Genomic DNA, 16510 nt, shown 5'->3' on the forward strand with positions numbered 1-16510 from the left:
AGGGGTAGGGAATGTCAAGCACTCCGAAGCACGAGATCTACGAGCATTTGGCCGAAGTGGCTCAGGCACTCGGGCACGCCAACCGTCTCGAACTGCTCGAGCACCTTGCCCAAGGCCGCCGTAGTGTCGACCTTCTAGCGGAATTGACGGGTATGAGTGTTGCCAACACGTCCCGCCATTTGCAGCTTCTACGTCGTGCCCGTTTGGTGGACGCCGAGCGTCGAGGTAAGCAGGTCTTCTATCGTTTGGCCGGCGATGCTGAAGTAGTGTCCGTCCTTCAAACGCTGCGCCATCTCGCTGAACGCAATGTCGCGGAAGTTGATCGAATCGTTCGAGACTATTTCGACGCCCGCGACGCACTGGAGCCGGTGTCTCGGGAGGAGCTGATCACGAGGATGCATAGCGGGATGGTCACCGTGCTTGACGTGCGTCCAGAAGCTGAGTTCGCGCTCGGCCATCTACCTGGAGCCGTCAGCATGCCTATCGAGGCACTGGAGGACCGTCTGGCGGAGCTGCCCAAGGATCAGGAGATCATCGCCTACTGCCGAGGCCCGTACTGCGTGATGTCGTTCGAGGTCGTGTCCGCATTGCGGATGAAGGGTTACCGCATTCGTCGTTTGGAGGAGGGGTTTCCCGAGTGGAAGGCAGCGGGACTCGAGGTCGTCACAGACTAGATCTGGCGTATCGGCCCCCCAGGCCTGATAGACGCGAGATAGTCTGTCGCACGACGTTACTGAAATATGCTGTAGAGAGGTGTTTTGATGATCACGGTCAACAGCTTACCGGCTCCTTACCAATCAGAAGTCAGCAACGAGACCCAGGTTATTGTCTGCGATGCACCCGCCGCGAAAGGTGGAAGCGGAGCTGGATTCGGCGCCCATCAGTTGCTGGAGGCAGCCTTCGCCACCTGCATCAACATGGCGATCCGGATGTACGCCGATCAGCATTCGATAGCGCTTGATCACGTTTCCACAACGGTGTGGATCAGCAAGCCTGATCAGACGAGAACATGCTTCAACTACGAAATCGAAATTGTCGGTGACATCAGTGACGCAGAGCGCATTAAGTTGGAGGCTGTTGCTGATAGCTGCCCAGTGCGCGAGACCCTCTCTCGAGATCTAGAGTTCGCACGACAGCGGTAGCAAATCCCTCTGGGCATATGCCGGCCGCTAGCTTATTCCAACTGCCTGAAGTCGCTAGCCATCCAAGACGTAAGCGCTATGTGGCACCGGCGTGCGTTCATCATGATGGCCATCGACGGTGCAGTTCATCGATGACGAATCGATGTGAATGCGTCTTTTCGTTCCCGTCCAGATTCGTCAAATGTGGGTGTTCGCCTGGTAGATCATCGTGACGATGTTCTATCTCATCAGGATCAAGTTGCGGCCACGAATACCAGGCAGCGATCAGCCCGGAAACAGCCAGGCCGGTCAGCGCGCTGATCGCCACGGGGATTCCCCAGCGAGCTCCAACCATGCCAGCAAGTGGATATGCGATTAGCCAGCAAACATGAGACAGCGAAAACTGCGCAGCGAACAAAAATGGTAGATCAGCAGAATCAGCGGAACGGCGAAGCAAGCGACCTCCGGGGGTGACAAGTCCTGCATAAGCCATCCCGAGAAGTACCCAGCCTGGAATGACTACGGCCCAGGTGACGACTCCGTTCAATCCAATCCAGGTGCCGAGCAGGCCCGCTAGTACTGTGCACATCAGGCCAGCTGCTGCGAGCATGACCAGTCGGTCCGAGATTTTTCCCAGGATTTTCGGTAGAAGCATGGCGATCGTCATCGACCCGATACCGAACGCAGCCAGGGCCCAGGCCACTTCACGCTCACCGCCATGAAGGACGCTGCGCACCACAACCACGGTATTGACGAATACCAGCGATCCGCCCGCAGCAGCGACCAAGTTTAGCGCCAGCAAACCACGCAGACGCGGTGTGTGCAGGTAGATGCGCATTCCTCGAATGGCTCGCGTGTACGGTCCCTCATTTCCTCGCTTGTCCGCGATCAAGGGAAAGACGGTTGAGAAAACTAGTATCGCGGAGAGTACGAAGCCAACAGAAGTCCCGGCAAATAACCCATGGAAACTGATCAGAGTAAGCAACGCCGCAGCCAACGCAGGGCTCAACAGACTTTCAAGGTCATACGCCAAGCGGGAGAGCGATAGTGCCTTGGTGTAGTCCTTCTCATCCTTGAGAATCTCTGGAATGAGTGACTGGAAAAGGGGAGTGAAACATGCGGAGGCGGATTGCAACAGTGCAATCAGGATGTAGACCTGCCAGATTTCGGTGACGAACGGCAGGGTAAGAGCAGCCGCGGCTCGGGCCAGGTCAAGTGCGATCAAGACGGTCTTTCGCAATGCTGGAGGTACTACGGCCGCTGAGACTGGGGCGAGTGTCACATAGACGATCATCTTGATCGCCAGTGCTGTCCCCAGCACGGCGCCAGCTTCGGCACCGGCCAGGTCGTAGGCCAACAAGGCCAATGCAACCGTAGCCAGGCCTGTGCCCACCAGAGCTACGACCTGGGCGGCAAACAGGTTCCGGAAGCTTGAGTTCTTCAGAACGTCGATCATGGAAGGAATCTCGAGAAGTGCATGCAAGGAGATAGAGCGGGACCAGTTGGGTCCCGCTCGCTCTTTCAAACAGATTACTTCTTTGCCGCACCCGCCTTCTGAGCATCACAGGAGGTCTTCAGCGCCTTGGTGGCCGAGTCATTGTGATTGACGTCATACTTGGATGCATCAGCCAACTGCTCGCAGGTGGTGGGCTTGGGCTTCTTCACTACCGCTGCGGGAGCCGGGGTGGACTCATGCAGGGCAGGGTCATGCGCGACTGCAGCTCCGGAGGTGGAGGCTGCTGCGAGGAAGCAAGCTACGAGAACATTGCGGATCTTCATGGGTAACACTCCGGAAAATGCGGTGTACACACCGCGGGTTGAAATCAAGTGTAGGGAGATCAAGGGCGATACAGGTCAGCTTGGAAACCGACGACTTCGACCGAAACGTCCACCGGTGTGGTGCCACGGTTCTGCCAGTACCAGCCGTGCGTCCCATCGAAGGGGGCAATGAAAGTGCCTTCGGCTTGGGTCTGCGCGGCCTCGACTGAATAACTGGTCCAAGCGCCCTTCACCTCCGGGCGCTCACCGTGCATATCCACCGCCACGTCGCCGGTAGCTTTCCAGCGGTAGATAGCGCCGGCACCCTGCTTAAGATGTGCTTTTACTTCAGCGCCCTTGCCCGGCTCCAATGTCACGGTAAGTGCGTCTGTACGCATTGGACCTGCGGTAAGTGAGTTTGCAGCGGCATCCAACGTCTGCCCCTTGTTCTCACCAAAAGCGGCTTTGGCTTTTTCGGCCAAGGTCTGGTTGGCCTGGTTGTTGGAACCCGTGACCGGAGCCGCGGCATCTGGCGCATTGTCCTCAGTAGTCTCGGCCAGCTTGGTCAGGCCCAACGCCCGACCGACACCGGTCGGGTCAATGCCGTACTCGGCAGGCATGACGGTAGTGACCAGCAGCACAGATGCTACGGCTGCGGCGATGAAGGTGGCGCGGACCAGGCGGCCGGTGCTGGGAAGAGGCTGATTTGCAGTAATGGACATTGAATTATCTCGATCAGGAAACGAAGTAGCCGGTGAGCTGGTAGCCGATGAGCAGGAAACCAGCGGTCATCAACACGGCGTTGGCACCAAAGGCTTGGCGGGCAAACATCGGCGAGCGGCGCCAGAAGCCCATGACGATCAGGATGAGCGCCAGAGCAAGGATCTGGCCGATCTCCACGCCAACGTTGAACGCCAACATGTTGGCGACGAGACCTTCCGGGGACAGTGAAAAGTCCTGCAGCTTGGTGGCAAGGCCGAGGCCGTGGAACAGACCAAAAATCATCACTGCAGCCTTCGTGTTGGGCTGAAAGCCGAACCAACGCCGGAAAGCACCCATGTTGTCTAACGCCTTGTAGACAACAGAAAAGCCGATGAGGGCGTCCACAATGTATGGATTGACGTGGAAGCCGCCCAACACGCCGAGCAGCAGCGTGATGCTGTGCCCTATGGCAAAGAGCGTGACGTAGATGCCCACATCCTTCATGCGGTACAGGAAGAACACCACCCCCAGCAGGAACAGGATGTGGTCGTATCCGGTGAACATGTGCTTGGCACCCAGATAGGTGAATGCCAGCAGATTGCGGCCGGAACTTTCTTCGAGGAAGGCGGCGTCCCCCTCGCTGACGCCATGGGCCACCGCAGCTGCTGTTGTGGTCAGCAGCGCAAGGCCTGCGAGTGCGGCCGCAGGTAGCTTGATGTTGCGCAAGAAACTCTCCTTTACTTTCGGAATTGAAGGAGCGCTCATGCGCGCTCCGTGTTGTTGAGGTCCCCATCGCGATGGATGAGGCGATAGAGCGCCGGTAGCACCAGCAGGGTCAGCAAAGTGGATGACACGATTCCGCCAATAACGACTGTGGCCAGCGGGCGCTGCACTTCTGCGCCAGCGCCGACGTTCAGGGCCATGGGCAGGAATCCAAGGCTGGCCACCAGCGCCGTCATCAGCACCGGCCGCAAGCGGGTAATCGCCCCCTCATGTACGGCGTGTTCCAGAGAGGCGCCGTCCTCGCGCAACTTTTTGATGAAGCTGATCATCACCAAGCCGTTGAGCACCGCGACGCCGGATAGAGCGATGAAGCCAACGCCCGCTGAGATGGATAGCGGGATTCCCCGCATTGCCAGTGCCAGTCCGCCGCCTGTGAGTGCCAATGGCACACCGCTGAAGACGATCGCGGCATCCTTGCCCGAGCCGAAGGCCATGAACAGCAGGCCAAAGATGAGCACCAGCACGACCGGCACCACGACCGAAAGGCGCTTGCTGGCAGAGATCAGCTGCTCGAACGTGCCGCCATACTCCACCCAGTAGCCCTCTGGCATCGCCACCTCCGTACCCACGCGTTCGCGCAGCTCCTCCACGAACGAGCCAAGATCCCGACCGCGAACATTGCTGGTGATGACCACCCGTCGCTTGCCGTTCTCCCGGCTGACCTGATTCGGACCTGGGGCGACTTCCACCTTGGCCAGTTGGCCCAGCGGCACATAGCCACGTGCCGCTTCCTCACTAACTGGCAACGCGACGGGTAGTGACGCCAAGGTCCTCGGGTTTTCGCGCATGCTCTCGGGCAGGCGAACCACGATGTCGAAGCGGCGATCCCCCTCGAACACTTGGCCGGCTGTTTCGCCACCCAATGCCATGGAGATCGTTTTCTGCACGGCGTCGATCGATACGCCATAGCGGGCCAAGGCATCCAGATCGGGCGTGATGGTCATCAGGGGCAGGCCGGTGACTTGTTCCAGCTTCACGTCGGCATTGCCCTCGATGCTGCTGGCAACCTTCTCGATCTGCCCACCGATGGCTGCCAGCTGGTCCAGATCATCGCCATACAGCTTGATCGCCACCTCGGCGCGAACACCCGCAATGAGCTCGTTCATGCGCATCTGAACCGGCTGGGTGAACTCATAGTTGTTGCCGGGAATGGCGCGCACGGCCTTTTCCAGCTCGGCAATGAGTTCAGCCTTGGGTTTACGTGGGTTTGGCCATTCGCTGCGGTCCTTCAACATGATGAAGGTGTCAGCCACCGAAGGCGGCATCGGATCGGTGGCCACCTCGGCGGTACCGATCTTGGCTACAACTTCATCCACCTCCGGGAACTCCTTGATCCGAGCTTCCAGTTGCCGCTGCATGCCAATCGCTTGGGTCAGGCTCGTGCCTGGAATACGCAGGGCATGCAGAGCGATATCACCCTCATCCAGGTTCGGGATGAACTCAGTGCCCAGACGGGTCGCTAGTGCGCCTGAGAGAACAATGAGAACAACTGCAGCCGCCACCACCAACTTGCGTGCAGACATGACCTTGTCCAGCAAGGGACCGTAGAAACGGCTTGCCTCACGCATCGCTCGGGTTTCCTTCTCCGAGACCTTCCCGGTCACGAACTGGGCCACTGCCGCCGGCACGAACGTCAGCGATAGCGCCATCGCTCCGGTTAACGCGATGATCACCGTCAACGCCATCGGGTGGAACATCTTTCCTTCCACCCCGGACAGGGCGAAGATCGGGATGTAGACGGCGGCGATGATGAACAAGCCGAACAAGCTTGGCTTGATCACTTCAGCGCTCGCACTAGCAGCAAGCTCAAATCGCTCTTGGCGGGTGAGAAGGCGTCCCAATGCATGCTGTTGCTCGCCGAAACGACGCAGGCAGTTCTCCACGATGATTACTGCACCATCAACGATCAGGCCGAAGTCCAACGCACCCAGGCTCATCAGGTTCGCCGAGACGCGGTTCTGCACCATTCCATTGATCGTCAACAACATGGTCAACGGGATCACCGCGGCGGTGATCAACGCTGCGCGCAAGTTCCCTAGCAGCAGGAACAGCACAGCGATGACGAGCAGGGCACCTTCCAGCAGGTTCTTGCGAACGGTTTCGATGGTGCGGTCAACCAGTTCAGTGCGGTCGTATACAGCGTGTACACGAACCCCCTCAGGCAGTGTCTTGTCAATTTCTATGAGCTTCGCAGCGCTTCGCTGTGCGACTTCCCGGCTGTTTTCCCCGATCAGCATGAACACGGTGCCAAGCACCACTTCCTTGCCATCCTTGGTAGCGGCACCCGTACGGAGTTCGCTGCCCTCAAGCACTTCGGCAACATCGCCTACGCGCAACGGAAGTCCGTCGCGTGTGGCCACCACAATTTTCCGAAGTCCGGCGATGTCCGCCACCTGGCCGGGCACACGGATCAGGTACTGCTCGCCTGATCGTTCGATATAGCCGGCACCGACGTTGGCATTGCTGCGATCTACTGCATCAAGAACGTCCTGCATGGTCAGACCGTAGGCCTGAAGCTTCGAGGGGTCAGGGGTGACGTGGAATTGGCGAACATACCCGCCAACGGTGTTGACCTCGGTGACTCCCTTGAGGTGGCGCATCTGCGGGCGCACGACCCAGTCCTGCAGTGTGCGTAGTGCCATGGGTGTCCAGGTGTCTTCTGCACCGGGCTCCGCTTCGACCGTGTACATGAAGATTTCGCCCAGGCCGGTGGCAACCGGTCCCAGCGAAGGTTTCAAGCCAGAGGGCAGGGCAGAGGCCGCCTGTTGCAGGCGTTCTGCGACCTGCTGACGGGCGAAGTAGATATCGGTTCCATCCTCAAACACCACCGTGACCTGGGAAAGACCGTAGCGGGAAACCGAACGGGTGTACTCAAGCTTGGCCAGGCCGGCCAATGCTGTTTCGACAGGGAACGTGACGCGCTGTTCTGCCTCCAATGGCGAGTAGCCGGGTGCTTCGGTGTTGACCTGCACCTGGACGTTGGTGATGTCTGGCACAGCATCGATGGGGAGCCGGTTGTAGTTCCAGATGCCAAGGCCGCACAGCCCAAGCACAAGGAGTAGCACCAGCCACCTGTGAGCGATCGACGCTCGTATGATTCGTTCGAGCATGGCCGTTCCTTAGTGGTCGTGGCTGGCGCCGGACTTTTCGATGTCTGCGCGGATCAAGTAGCTTTGCTCTGCGACGTAGGGTGTCCCGGGCTTCAGCCCGCCCAGTACCTCGACGTACTCGCCGTCCCTGCGACCCAGCTCAAGCATGCGTACCTCGTAGGTGTCCTTCACCTGCGCAAACACGACGGTGAAATCGCGAAATCGCTGTAGGCCGGACTCCTTCACCGCAAGCGGCACTTCTTCGGAAGACAACGTCACTTCGGCTGCGACCGTCATTCCAGGCCGCCAACGGCCATCCGGGTTGGGCAGACTCAAGCGGGCGACCACGCTCTGCCCGCTGGATGCCACTGGCAGCAGGGAGGCAATGGTGGATTCCACGGTGGTCTCGCCGGTCGCCGAGCGAACCAGTACAGCCTGGCCGACCGCCAAGCGCTCGGCGTCGGTGCCGATGGCCCGCAGATCCACCCATACCTCGCCCAGGTTGGCTATTTCGATCAAGGTATTGTCGGCAGCCACATCGCCCACGTTGGTTGTACGCGTCAGCACGACGCCATCAAACGGGGCGGTCACGGCGTAGGTACGCATGCTCTCGTTGCCCTCGATCGTCGCCAGGGTTTGCCCGTGTGCAACGTGGTCGCCCAGTTGAACCTGCACCGCACGAACGATTCCCGGGAACCTTGCTTTGATTGCAGCAAGACGGTTCTCATTCAGCGCGACCGTTCCCATCAATTGACCGGTGTCACGAATCGTTGCTGGACCTGAGGTCTCAATGACAACGCCGGCATCCTTTGCCGCTTCAGCATCAATGGTGGTTCGACCTTCATAGGACGCGTAGGTCCAGTTATGGGCTTTTCCGCCGAGCGTGGCATTGACCTTCACGTCGAACGAATGCGGCTCCACAACCTCGGCACTCGCGGCTAGATAGTCTTTCACCACCTTGAAGGCGAAGGCGTTGACCTCGCCGTCGAGTCGCGCGACCTCCATACTGGCGGTTACCTCACCCGGGGCGATCGGTTTATCGTCCCGGTATGCATACAGGCGGAAGTGCGGCGGCGTGTTGGTTTCGTACACCGTCACCTCGATGGCGACGTTGCCATCGCGCAGCATTCGGCCACGATGAGGGCCGCGCTCATAGTCGGCGCCGGCAGCTACCGAGCCGTCCTCTGCAGCAGGTACAGCGTTCGGCTTGTCGCCACAGGCGGCGAGCATCAGCGGTAGCAGGATCAGGAATGCATAACGCTTCATTGGGAGGCATCCGGAAATTGAGCGGTCAGGCGTTCAACCTCGACCAGAAGGGTGTAATAGCGAGCGGCCGCTTCGACCTCGCGTTCGCGCAGGTCGAACAGGGTCTTCTCGGCTTGCGCAAGCGCCAGGAAAGAGAATCGACCGGCTTCAAAGCCACGGCGCGTCAGGCTGATCGCCTCCTGCGCTTTGGGTAGCATCCGGGCGCGAAGCGCTTCCACTTCCGAGCGGGCTTGCTGCATCAACTGATAGCGATCGAACAATTGCTGGCGTTGTTCCAAACCTGTGACTTGGGCGCGAGCATGCACAGCAGCCAGATCCGCATCGGCTTCAGCAACGGAGTAGGACGCGCGGCGTTGGCTTCCAAGTGGCAGGGAGAAGGACATCACCAGCCCCTGATCACCCGTAGCTTCCAAACGACGAACGCCAAGACTGACGTTCACATCAGGCTTTCCACTCGCAACTGCAATCCGACGACGAGCCGCAATAGACTCTGTTTCGAGCTGCGCAAGACGCTGTTGCGGTGTCTGCGGCAGGCGGCCGGCCAAGATTCCGAAATCCGCGAGTGGGGGCAGGGTGTCCAGATCCGCGATAACGGTATCGAAGTCCGGGGTGAGGGCTCCCCAGCTGGCAGCAAGGCGTGCCTTGGCTCCCTGAAGGGCTTGAAGCGCCAGCTCGTGCTTCAGTTCGGCATCGGCCAATGTAATCTCTGCGGCCCGAAGGTCGGAGTCCGGATTACGTGCTGCCTGCACCCACCTGGCAACTTCTCGACGCGTGCTGTTCGCGTGGCGAACCCGTTCTTCGGCGTTCTCCACGTGCTCCTGAGCGACAGCGGCCTGAATGAATCTCTGCGTAGTGCTATTGGTGATGTCGAGTTTGGCCACGCCTTCAGCGCCTCGCTGAAGGTTGATCTCTGCATCACCCAATGCGGCGCGGGCATCACGCTTCCCACCCAACTCGAGGACGCGTCCAATGCGCAAGGTGGTTTCAGCTGAGTCAACACCGCTCAGCCCGCCGGTACCGGCAACGTTTTCGAAATCGGCTCCCACTACATAGGTAGCGGGAAGGGCCTCTCGGTTTGCACGATTACGTACCGCCTCCAGGCGGGCGACTTCGGCTTGGATTGTGGGATTCGCCAGGAGAGCGCGGGCAACGGCTTCCTCCAGGCGCAAAGGTTCAGCAGCGAAGCCGCACGGGGCAACGCTGCAGGTACCGACCAAAGTCAGTACCCACATGCAACGCAAATTCACGGGATCTTCTCCGATTGTTCGACGAATAGCGCAGCCGGCCGCAAATTGCGACCAGCACTGTCAGGCCGCTATAAGGCGGCCGGATTCGTCAAACGATTGGAGGTCTGAAGGGTGTAGAGGGTTGTTGCGAAGGACGCCAATAGACGTCTAGAGGCGGGACCGTGGTATCTGGAACACCTGATGGAGTCCAGTGACTGTGGTTGCAGAGGTTGATTGCACCATTGGCGTCAACCGAGTGGAGCAGGGCATGCGGCCCCTTGGCATGCTCAGGATCGGAATCCGAATCAGGCTCGCCAGGGTGGTGATGGCCATGCTCAGCGGCTTCAACGATCGCGTGATCTGTGGAGTGTAGGTCACCCATCAGGTTCAACATCGGACGCACCAACGAAACTATGGCCAGCAGCGCAAAGAGGCTGACACGAAGCAGATCGGAAGTGGCCGACGTACGGTACATTCCATTAGGGTAAATGGCTTTCTAGGCTTTTGTCGATATAGGCGCGAGCAACAGGAGAATCCTCACGGAGGACGTCCAGTGCCTTTGTGAAAGACTCGGAATCCCTCGCGGGTATGGACGACTACCTGTTGGCTCTAGCCAACGTTTCCCCGCCACATGCGTTTTCTTGCGGGGGATCTAGGAGAAACAGCGTTGCTTCAGGCGCAGTGCCACGTTCACCAAGATGATCAGAACCGGCACTTCTATCAGCGGGCCTATGACGGCTGCGAATGCGACCGGCGAACTGATGCCGAACGCAGCCACTGCCACCGCGATAGCCAGTTCGAAGTTGTTGCCGGCAGCGGTGAAGGCGATGGCGGTTGTGCGCGGGTAGTCTTTAGCGATCAGCTTGCCCATGAAGAAGCTGATGATGAACTGGACCAAGAAGTAGATCGTCAGTGGAACGGCTATCCGCAAAACATCCCGGGGGAGTTTGACCACATCGCCCCCCTTCATTGCGAACATCACCACGATCGTAAACAACAGGGCCACTAGCGTTATCGGGCCGATCGCAGGTAGAAACCGGTGCTCGTACCAGTGAAGTCCTTTTGACTTGGTCAACGATCGACGTACCAGGTAACCGGCAGCGAATGGGATGCCGAGATAGATCAGGACAGCTTCCGCAACTGGCCAGAATCCAATGTTGAGCACCACGCCTTGCAGGCCCAATGCCGTCGGCAACACGGAGAGAAACAGCCAGGCATAGACGCTGAACAACGCGATCTGGAAGATTGAATTGAACGCCACCAAGCCGGCAACGTACTGGTTGTCGCCTTTCGCAAGCTGGTTCCATACCAGGACCATTGCGATGCAGCGGGCCAGCCCTATCAGGATCACCCCGGTCATATAACCCGGCTGATCGCGTAGAAATATCACTGCCAGGGCGAACATCAGAACTGGGCCAATCACCCAGTTCTGAACCAGCGATAGCGCCAATACCCGCTTATCCCTGAAAACCACGCCCAGCTGCGCGTAGTCAACCTTGGCGAGTGGGGGGAACATCATCAAGATCAGCCCGATAGCGATTGGCACGTTCGTAGTGCCGATGCTCAACGCGTCTACCTGGTGCTGCAGGCCAGGGAAAATGATGCCCAGCCCCACGCCAACCGCCATGGCCAGGAAAATCCAGACGGTCAGGAAGCGATCCAGAAATGACATGCGCTCAGGGCGCATCTCAGCCACGTCGTTCATCAGCAGCAGCCGGGCGTGCTGCTGGACTGATCGCCAGCACAACAGTTTTCTGTCAGGTACTCGACCAGACTTGTCATGGCATCAAAGTTTGCACGGTAGCAGATGGTTCGACCGAGTTGCTCGGAAGTGACAAGGCCCGCAGCAGCCAGCTCTTTCAGGTGAAAGGACAGCGTGGCACCGGGGAGGGCAAGTGCCTCGGCGATCTCACCGGCCAGCTTGCCGCCGCGACCTGCTTCGACAAGTAAACGGTAGATCGACAGCCTTGTGCCATGACCGAGGGCTGCTAGAGCTCGCGTTGCAGTTTTATGTTCCATAGATCTAGAATAATGGAAATAAAGAGAAGGAACAAGTTATGCCCAATCTCCCGAACATCCATGCCGAGTCCCTGCAGTCGCCTTCGTGCTCAGACCTTGATGTGGCTGATCCGAGCAAGCATCGACCGCGCATCCTGATTCTCTATGGTTCGCTGCGTCCACAGTCCTTCAGCCGGAAGCTCGCTTTGGAGGCACAGCGCCTACTGGAACAGTTCGGCGCGGAGACTCGGCTGTTTGATCCACACACGCTGCCGATGCTGGATGCGGTACCGGCCGATCACCCCAAAGTGATCGAGCTGCGTGAAGCCTCCACGTGGTCAGAAGGCCAGGTCTGGATCAGTCCGGAGCGTCACGGGACGATGACCGCCGTGTTCAAGAATCAGATCGATTGGTTGCCGCTGGAGGAGGCTGGCATTCGCCCAACCCAGGGCCGCACACTCGCAGTGATGCAGGTCAGCGGGGGCTCACAATCTTTCAATGTGGTGAACGCGTTACGCGTGCTGGGCCGTTGGATGCGCATGGTCACCATCCCGAACCAATCGTCAGTACCCAAGGCTTGGCAGGAATTTGACGAGCGAGGTCGAATGAAGCCATCTCCGTACTACGATCGGGTTGTCGATGTAATGGAAGAGCTGGTGAAATTCACGTTGCTGGTCAGAGATCGCAGTGACTATCTGGTTGATCGCTACAGCGAGCGCAAAGGTGACGCAGCAGCAGCCGCTCTGGCGACAGCGTCCGGAGCCAAATCCTCTGCAACAGCGGGAGCCGCAGCATGAAGGCAACGATCTACCACAATCCCAACTGCGGAACCTCCAGGAACGCGCTTGCTCTGATCAGACATGCAGGCATCGAACCGGTGATCGTCGACTATTTGATCGAAACCCCTACCAAGACACGCTTGGCGGGCCTGATCGACCAGGCCGGATTGAGCGTACGCGAGGCGATCCGGCAGAAGGGCACACCTTACGAAGCGCTGGGTCTGGCTGATCCAGCTTTAAGCGACGATCAATTGCTTGATGTCATGCTGGCTCATCCGATCCTGATCAATCGACCGTTTGTGGAAACCGATCTAGGCGTGCGACTTGCTCGCCCCTCTGAAGTCGTTCTTGAGATATTGCCTGCAGTAGATGCTCCATTTATGAAAGAAGACGGTGAGGTTGTCATCGATGAACACGGTAGTCGTCCTAAATCCTGATCACCGCCAGATGGCCAAACCCCTGAAGGAAACGCCATGACTACGTTCGCGCCTGTTGCCTTGAACGCCGCGGTCGTGTCCATGCTGGTGGACGCCGGTTTGCCAGTGAGTGACCTGGAGGACGGCAGACGCAAGATCTTTGGTGGGCTCCACGACAAAGGCGAACTCATTGGTGTTGTCGGTGTCGAGCTGCACCTGCCTGTCGGCTTGCTGCGCTCCCTTGCGGTCGTCCAGAGTCACCGAGGACTGGGCTACAGTTCGGTGCTGGTGAGCCATGCAGAACAAATGGCAGCCAAGGAGGGAATCACAGAACTGTTCCTACTGACGGGTACTGCAGCACCTCTATTCGAACGTTGCGGATACAGTCATGCGTCCCGGATCGATGCGCCTGAATCGATCAGTCGGTCGGCGCAGTTCGCAAGCATATGTCCGGAGACCGCGGCATTCATGGTTAAGCACTTGTAGTCATCGTGGCCGGAGGAATTGCTCAGCAGGGCAGGGAACTGGGATTTTTTCGGAGCTTGCGTTGACTACCGCTGGTGACCGAAGCGGATACGTCTGGACTTCGATGCAGTAGAGCCTTTTCCGGGTTGAGCTAACCCTCGTTAATAACTGCAGGAGGCCATGCCTAGTGTCGTCGCTCGATCCCACAACAAGAGAAAGCGCTTGGCACGTATTCCTGGCGTTCCTGCGACTAGGCCTGACATCGTTCGGCGGTCCGATCGCACACTTGAGCTACTTCCGTCTTGAGTTCGTCGAGCGCCGCCGTTGGCTGACCGACCGCAGCTACTCCGATCTGGTGGCCCTTTGCCAATTACTGCCAGGTCCCGCCAGCAGCCAAGTAGGAATGGCGTTGGGCTTGTGCCGCGCAGGCTGGCCCGGTCTGCTAGCCGCTTGGGCGGGCTTTACCCTGCCATCGGCCGTGCTGATGATTCTGTTTGCCTTGGGAGTTGCCAGATACCAAGGCATCGTTGAATCCGGCTGGCTGCATGGCCTGAAGATCGTAGCAGTTGCCGTGGTAGCGCAAGCCGTATGGGGAATGGCCCGATCCCTGTGTACGGACCGTTTGCGAGTAGGGATGGCGTTTTTCTCCGCCGTGGCGACGTCGGTATTGCCCTCGGTCGTCGGCCAGATGGCAGTGATCATTTTCAGCGGGCTACTCGGTCGCTGGGCGCTAAAAATCGAACCAGCATCCGATCAGTCCCCGTGCAGCTATCCCGTCTCGCGAAGAACTGGCACGGTGGCACTGACATTGTTCGTGCTGCTACTTGCTCTGCTGCCGATGTGGGCGGCTGCGAGCAATTCCCCCCTGGCTGTTCTGCTGGAGGGCGTATACCGCGCTGGCGCTCTGGTCTTTGGCGGCGGCCACGTTGTTTTGCCCTTGTTGCAAACTGCGGTCGTGCAGAGCGGCACCGTAAGCACTGCGGATCTGCTTGCCGGGTACAGTGCGGCGCAGGCTGTGCCAGGCCCTCTATTCACTCTTGCAGCGTACTTAGGGGCAATGGCCGACGGACCGCTAGGTGGCTGGGTAGGTGGCTTTGCGATGTTGGCAGTCATTTTCCTACCCGCCGTACTCATCCTCGTGGGGGTCCTGCCGTTCTGGGAGTCTTTGCGCTACCGCAAGGATTTGCAGGCTTCGATTGCCGGCGTCAACGCCGGGGTGGTCGGAATCCTGCTGGCTGCGTTGTACGATCCGGTGTGGACAAGCGCAATCCATAATCGATGGGATGTTGCGGTGACGCTGGTGGCATTCGGGCTACTGGTCGTCGTGCGTACACCTCCGGTCCTGGTCGTGTTGCTAGTTGGCATGGCGGGTTGGGCGATGGCGCGATAAAACCACTAGATCGGACAGTCACGACAGCGGAAAGTTCTAGCGTTCGCCTCGCTTACGCTATGCGCTGGAAATTTCGGTGGGGACCAAAAACAGGTGCGCGGTAACGCACGCGATGGACGCCAGTAGTTCCGTTGCCTACTCCGCACGTCTCCATGGCTAGCAGTCTCGTTGCAATGGGAGCATTGGCACCCCGCACATACATCGCGACTTACCCCGACGTCGCCATGAATGCAAAGGAAAGATGCATCGCGAGCACACGTCGCTCTTAGCCAAAGATAGCCGTTGTCTAACCACACCCAGCCCAAAGCCTGCGCGCGCAAGCGGTGCGCGGAACATCGATCGGTGGTCAGATCGAAAGGCAGGACGAAGAAAGCCGAGCCGCCTCCGGTAGATAAGCTCGCCACGCACGCAAAGAGTGCCCACCTTGCAAGGTGGGATGGCGGATCCAGCGATCGCGAACGAGGACTAGGGGATTTCGGGATTCAGGGTGTCTATCGGGGGGATGTCTGCATTTGGCCGAAATCGGACACTATTGCATCAGTTCAGAAAGGGCCTTGGCTAGGTTTTGGCATTAAATTTCGTTCTTACTAAGCCAATCCCGGCAATAAATTTTTGCGAGACTGTTTTCTGCCCGGCACATGGAAGTCCTCTGGCATCGACCTATGCTTCGTTCGATGACGGGTGCGTCGAATCCTTAAGGAGAACAAAGACACTCATCCTCCGCGTCCGGGGTGTGACAGGGGGCAGCTCGACCTTGACCGGCAGTAGCTCGCGGTTGTCCAGCGAGAGGCGGTATCACTTGGGGCCCCCAATGAGGTCGTGGTGCAACAAGAGCAGCATCCTCATCGTCTCCGCTGCACTGGCCGCGTTCTCCTTCGTGACTTGCCGCCGCGCCGTGTTCTTACAGAAGGGTCACTGCGAGATCGAATAAGGTGCTTGCTGCACCACTCTTTAGCCCTCGATTCCCCTGTTATGAATCGAACGAGCGATCGCAACATGGGTGAGAAGGACAGAGAGGGATCACGTAATGCCGCAACCCAGTATGTCGATACGAAGACCGCGGAAATACCGCAAGCAAGAATGGATGCGGCGAACCAACCTTCGCTTAATGCCCCCGCTTCTGGAGGGTTAGATGCTGAAAGAAATGCGGAAAATGCAAAAGCAATCGAATGAATCACCATTACGGAAGTCGATGCGGTTATGCGCGCTTTGTATCGGACGGACGCAAAAACGAATGTTGTTGATGCGATCAGTACGAGAACAAATGCAGCACATAGCACCACAAGTTCAAACACCTCTCTCATTTGTGCCATCGAGGTCATGACGGCAAGCAATACCAGCGCAACTATCATGACGCTGCTCCCCAGGAACAACCATGTATGTGCGGCGGAGCTAATCTGAGAAGCCGACGTCCCCCCGCTTTCAGTAGCGGGGCCATTTAGAGTCCGGGGTTAGGGTAGCCGATCTTGGCCATCCGTTTGGCGTAGGCGGCGGGCGTCAGCCCGCCCAGTGCTTTC

16 protein-coding genes are annotated in these 16510 nt (G+C 58.6%); 7 read left to right on the forward strand and 9 right to left on the reverse strand.

Annotation, left to right across the window (positions count from 1 at the left end; all coding sequences use genetic code 11):
- Positions 1-11 precede the first annotated feature (11 nt).
- Together ACVOLL_RS15035 and ACVOLL_RS15040 are read left to right on the forward strand one after the other, a co-directional pair.
- The gene (locus ACVOLL_RS15035; protein WP_296247981.1) at positions 12-674 is read left to right on the forward strand and encodes an ArsR/SmtB family transcription factor; all 663 of its coding nucleotides are present in this window, start codon (positions 12-14) and stop codon (positions 672-674) included.
- Between the two features lie 87 nt (positions 675-761).
- A complete protein-coding gene (locus ACVOLL_RS15040; protein WP_296247984.1) occupies positions 762-1142 on the forward strand; it encodes an OsmC family protein in 381 nt (126 codons plus the stop codon).
- Positions 1143-1242: 100 nt separating this feature from the next.
- On the opposite strand, the gene ACVOLL_RS15045 is transcribed toward ACVOLL_RS15040, so the two are convergent.
- The 9 genes from ACVOLL_RS15045 to ACVOLL_RS15085 form a co-directional block, all read right to left on the reverse strand.
- On the reverse strand, positions 1243-2577 hold the full coding sequence (locus ACVOLL_RS15045) for an MFS transporter (protein ID WP_296247986.1): 1335 nt from the start codon (positions 2575-2577) through the stop codon (positions 1243-1245).
- Positions 2578-2651: 74 nt separating this feature from the next.
- The gene (locus tag ACVOLL_RS15050; protein ID WP_296247988.1) at positions 2652-2900 is read right to left on the reverse strand and encodes a hypothetical protein; all 249 of its coding nucleotides are present in this window, start codon (positions 2898-2900) and stop codon (positions 2652-2654) included.
- 59 nt (positions 2901-2959) lie between these two features.
- Positions 2960-3601 (reverse strand): hypothetical protein, encoded by a 642-nt coding sequence (locus ACVOLL_RS15055; RefSeq protein ID WP_296247990.1) that lies wholly within the window; start codon positions 3599-3601, stop codon positions 2960-2962.
- Positions 3602-3614: 13 nt separating this feature from the next.
- Positions 3615-4298: a HupE/UreJ family protein gene (locus tag ACVOLL_RS15060; RefSeq protein WP_481513629.1), complete on the reverse strand. Its 684-nt coding sequence runs from the start codon at positions 4296-4298 to the stop codon at positions 3615-3617.
- A gap of 44 nt (positions 4299-4342) precedes the next feature.
- Complete coding sequence (locus tag ACVOLL_RS15065; protein ID WP_296247992.1) at positions 4343-7474, reverse strand: efflux RND transporter permease subunit; 3132 nt, start codon at positions 7472-7474, stop codon at positions 4343-4345.
- A gap of 9 nt (positions 7475-7483) precedes the next feature.
- Positions 7484-8719: an efflux RND transporter periplasmic adaptor subunit gene (locus ACVOLL_RS15070; protein WP_481513623.1), complete on the reverse strand. Its 1236-nt coding sequence runs from the start codon at positions 8717-8719 to the stop codon at positions 7484-7486.
- A complete protein-coding gene (locus tag ACVOLL_RS15075; RefSeq protein WP_296247996.1) occupies positions 8716-9951 on the reverse strand; it encodes a TolC family protein in 1236 nt (411 codons plus the stop codon). Before ACVOLL_RS15075 ends, ACVOLL_RS15070 begins: the two co-directional genes overlap by 4 nt.
- 646 nt (positions 9952-10597) lie before the next feature.
- Positions 10598-11650: an ACR3 family arsenite efflux transporter gene (arsB, locus tag ACVOLL_RS15080; RefSeq protein ID WP_481513624.1), complete on the reverse strand. Its 1053-nt coding sequence runs from the start codon at positions 11648-11650 to the stop codon at positions 10598-10600.
- Positions 11650-11964 (reverse strand): ArsR/SmtB family transcription factor, encoded by a 315-nt coding sequence (locus ACVOLL_RS15085; protein WP_481513625.1) that lies wholly within the window; start codon positions 11962-11964, stop codon positions 11650-11652. Before ACVOLL_RS15085 ends, arsB begins: the two co-directional genes overlap by 1 nt.
- A 38-nt stretch (positions 11965-12002) precedes the next feature.
- On the opposite strand from ACVOLL_RS15085, the gene arsH reads away from it, so the two are divergent.
- The 5 genes from arsH to ACVOLL_RS15110 all read left to right on the forward strand — a co-directional run bounded on the left by arsH (position 12003) and on the right by ACVOLL_RS15110 (position 16166).
- On the forward strand, positions 12003-12740 hold the full coding sequence (gene arsH, locus ACVOLL_RS15090; RefSeq protein WP_296248002.1) for an arsenical resistance protein ArsH: 738 nt from the start codon (positions 12003-12005) through the stop codon (positions 12738-12740).
- A complete protein-coding gene (gene arsC / locus ACVOLL_RS15095; protein ID WP_296248004.1) occupies positions 12737-13159 on the forward strand; it encodes an arsenate reductase (glutaredoxin) in 423 nt (140 codons plus the stop codon). The genes arsH and arsC overlap by 4 nt, the downstream gene beginning before the upstream one ends.
- Before the next feature lie 36 nt (positions 13160-13195).
- Positions 13196-13624 (forward strand): arsenic resistance N-acetyltransferase ArsN2, encoded by a 429-nt coding sequence (arsN2, locus tag ACVOLL_RS15100; protein ID WP_296248007.1) that lies wholly within the window; start codon positions 13196-13198, stop codon positions 13622-13624.
- A 166-nt stretch (positions 13625-13790) separates the two neighbouring features.
- Positions 13791-14993, forward strand: a complete 1203-nt coding sequence (gene chrA, locus ACVOLL_RS15105; RefSeq protein WP_296248008.1) for a chromate efflux transporter — start codon at positions 13791-13793, stop codon at positions 14991-14993.
- A gap of 996 nt (positions 14994-15989) precedes the next feature.
- A complete protein-coding gene (locus tag ACVOLL_RS15110; RefSeq protein ID WP_481513626.1) occupies positions 15990-16166 on the forward strand; it encodes a hypothetical protein in 177 nt (58 codons plus the stop codon).
- Positions 16167-16510 lie beyond the last annotated feature (344 nt).

The sequence above is a fragment of the Stenotrophomonas sp. STEN035 genome, assembly GCF_056759935.1.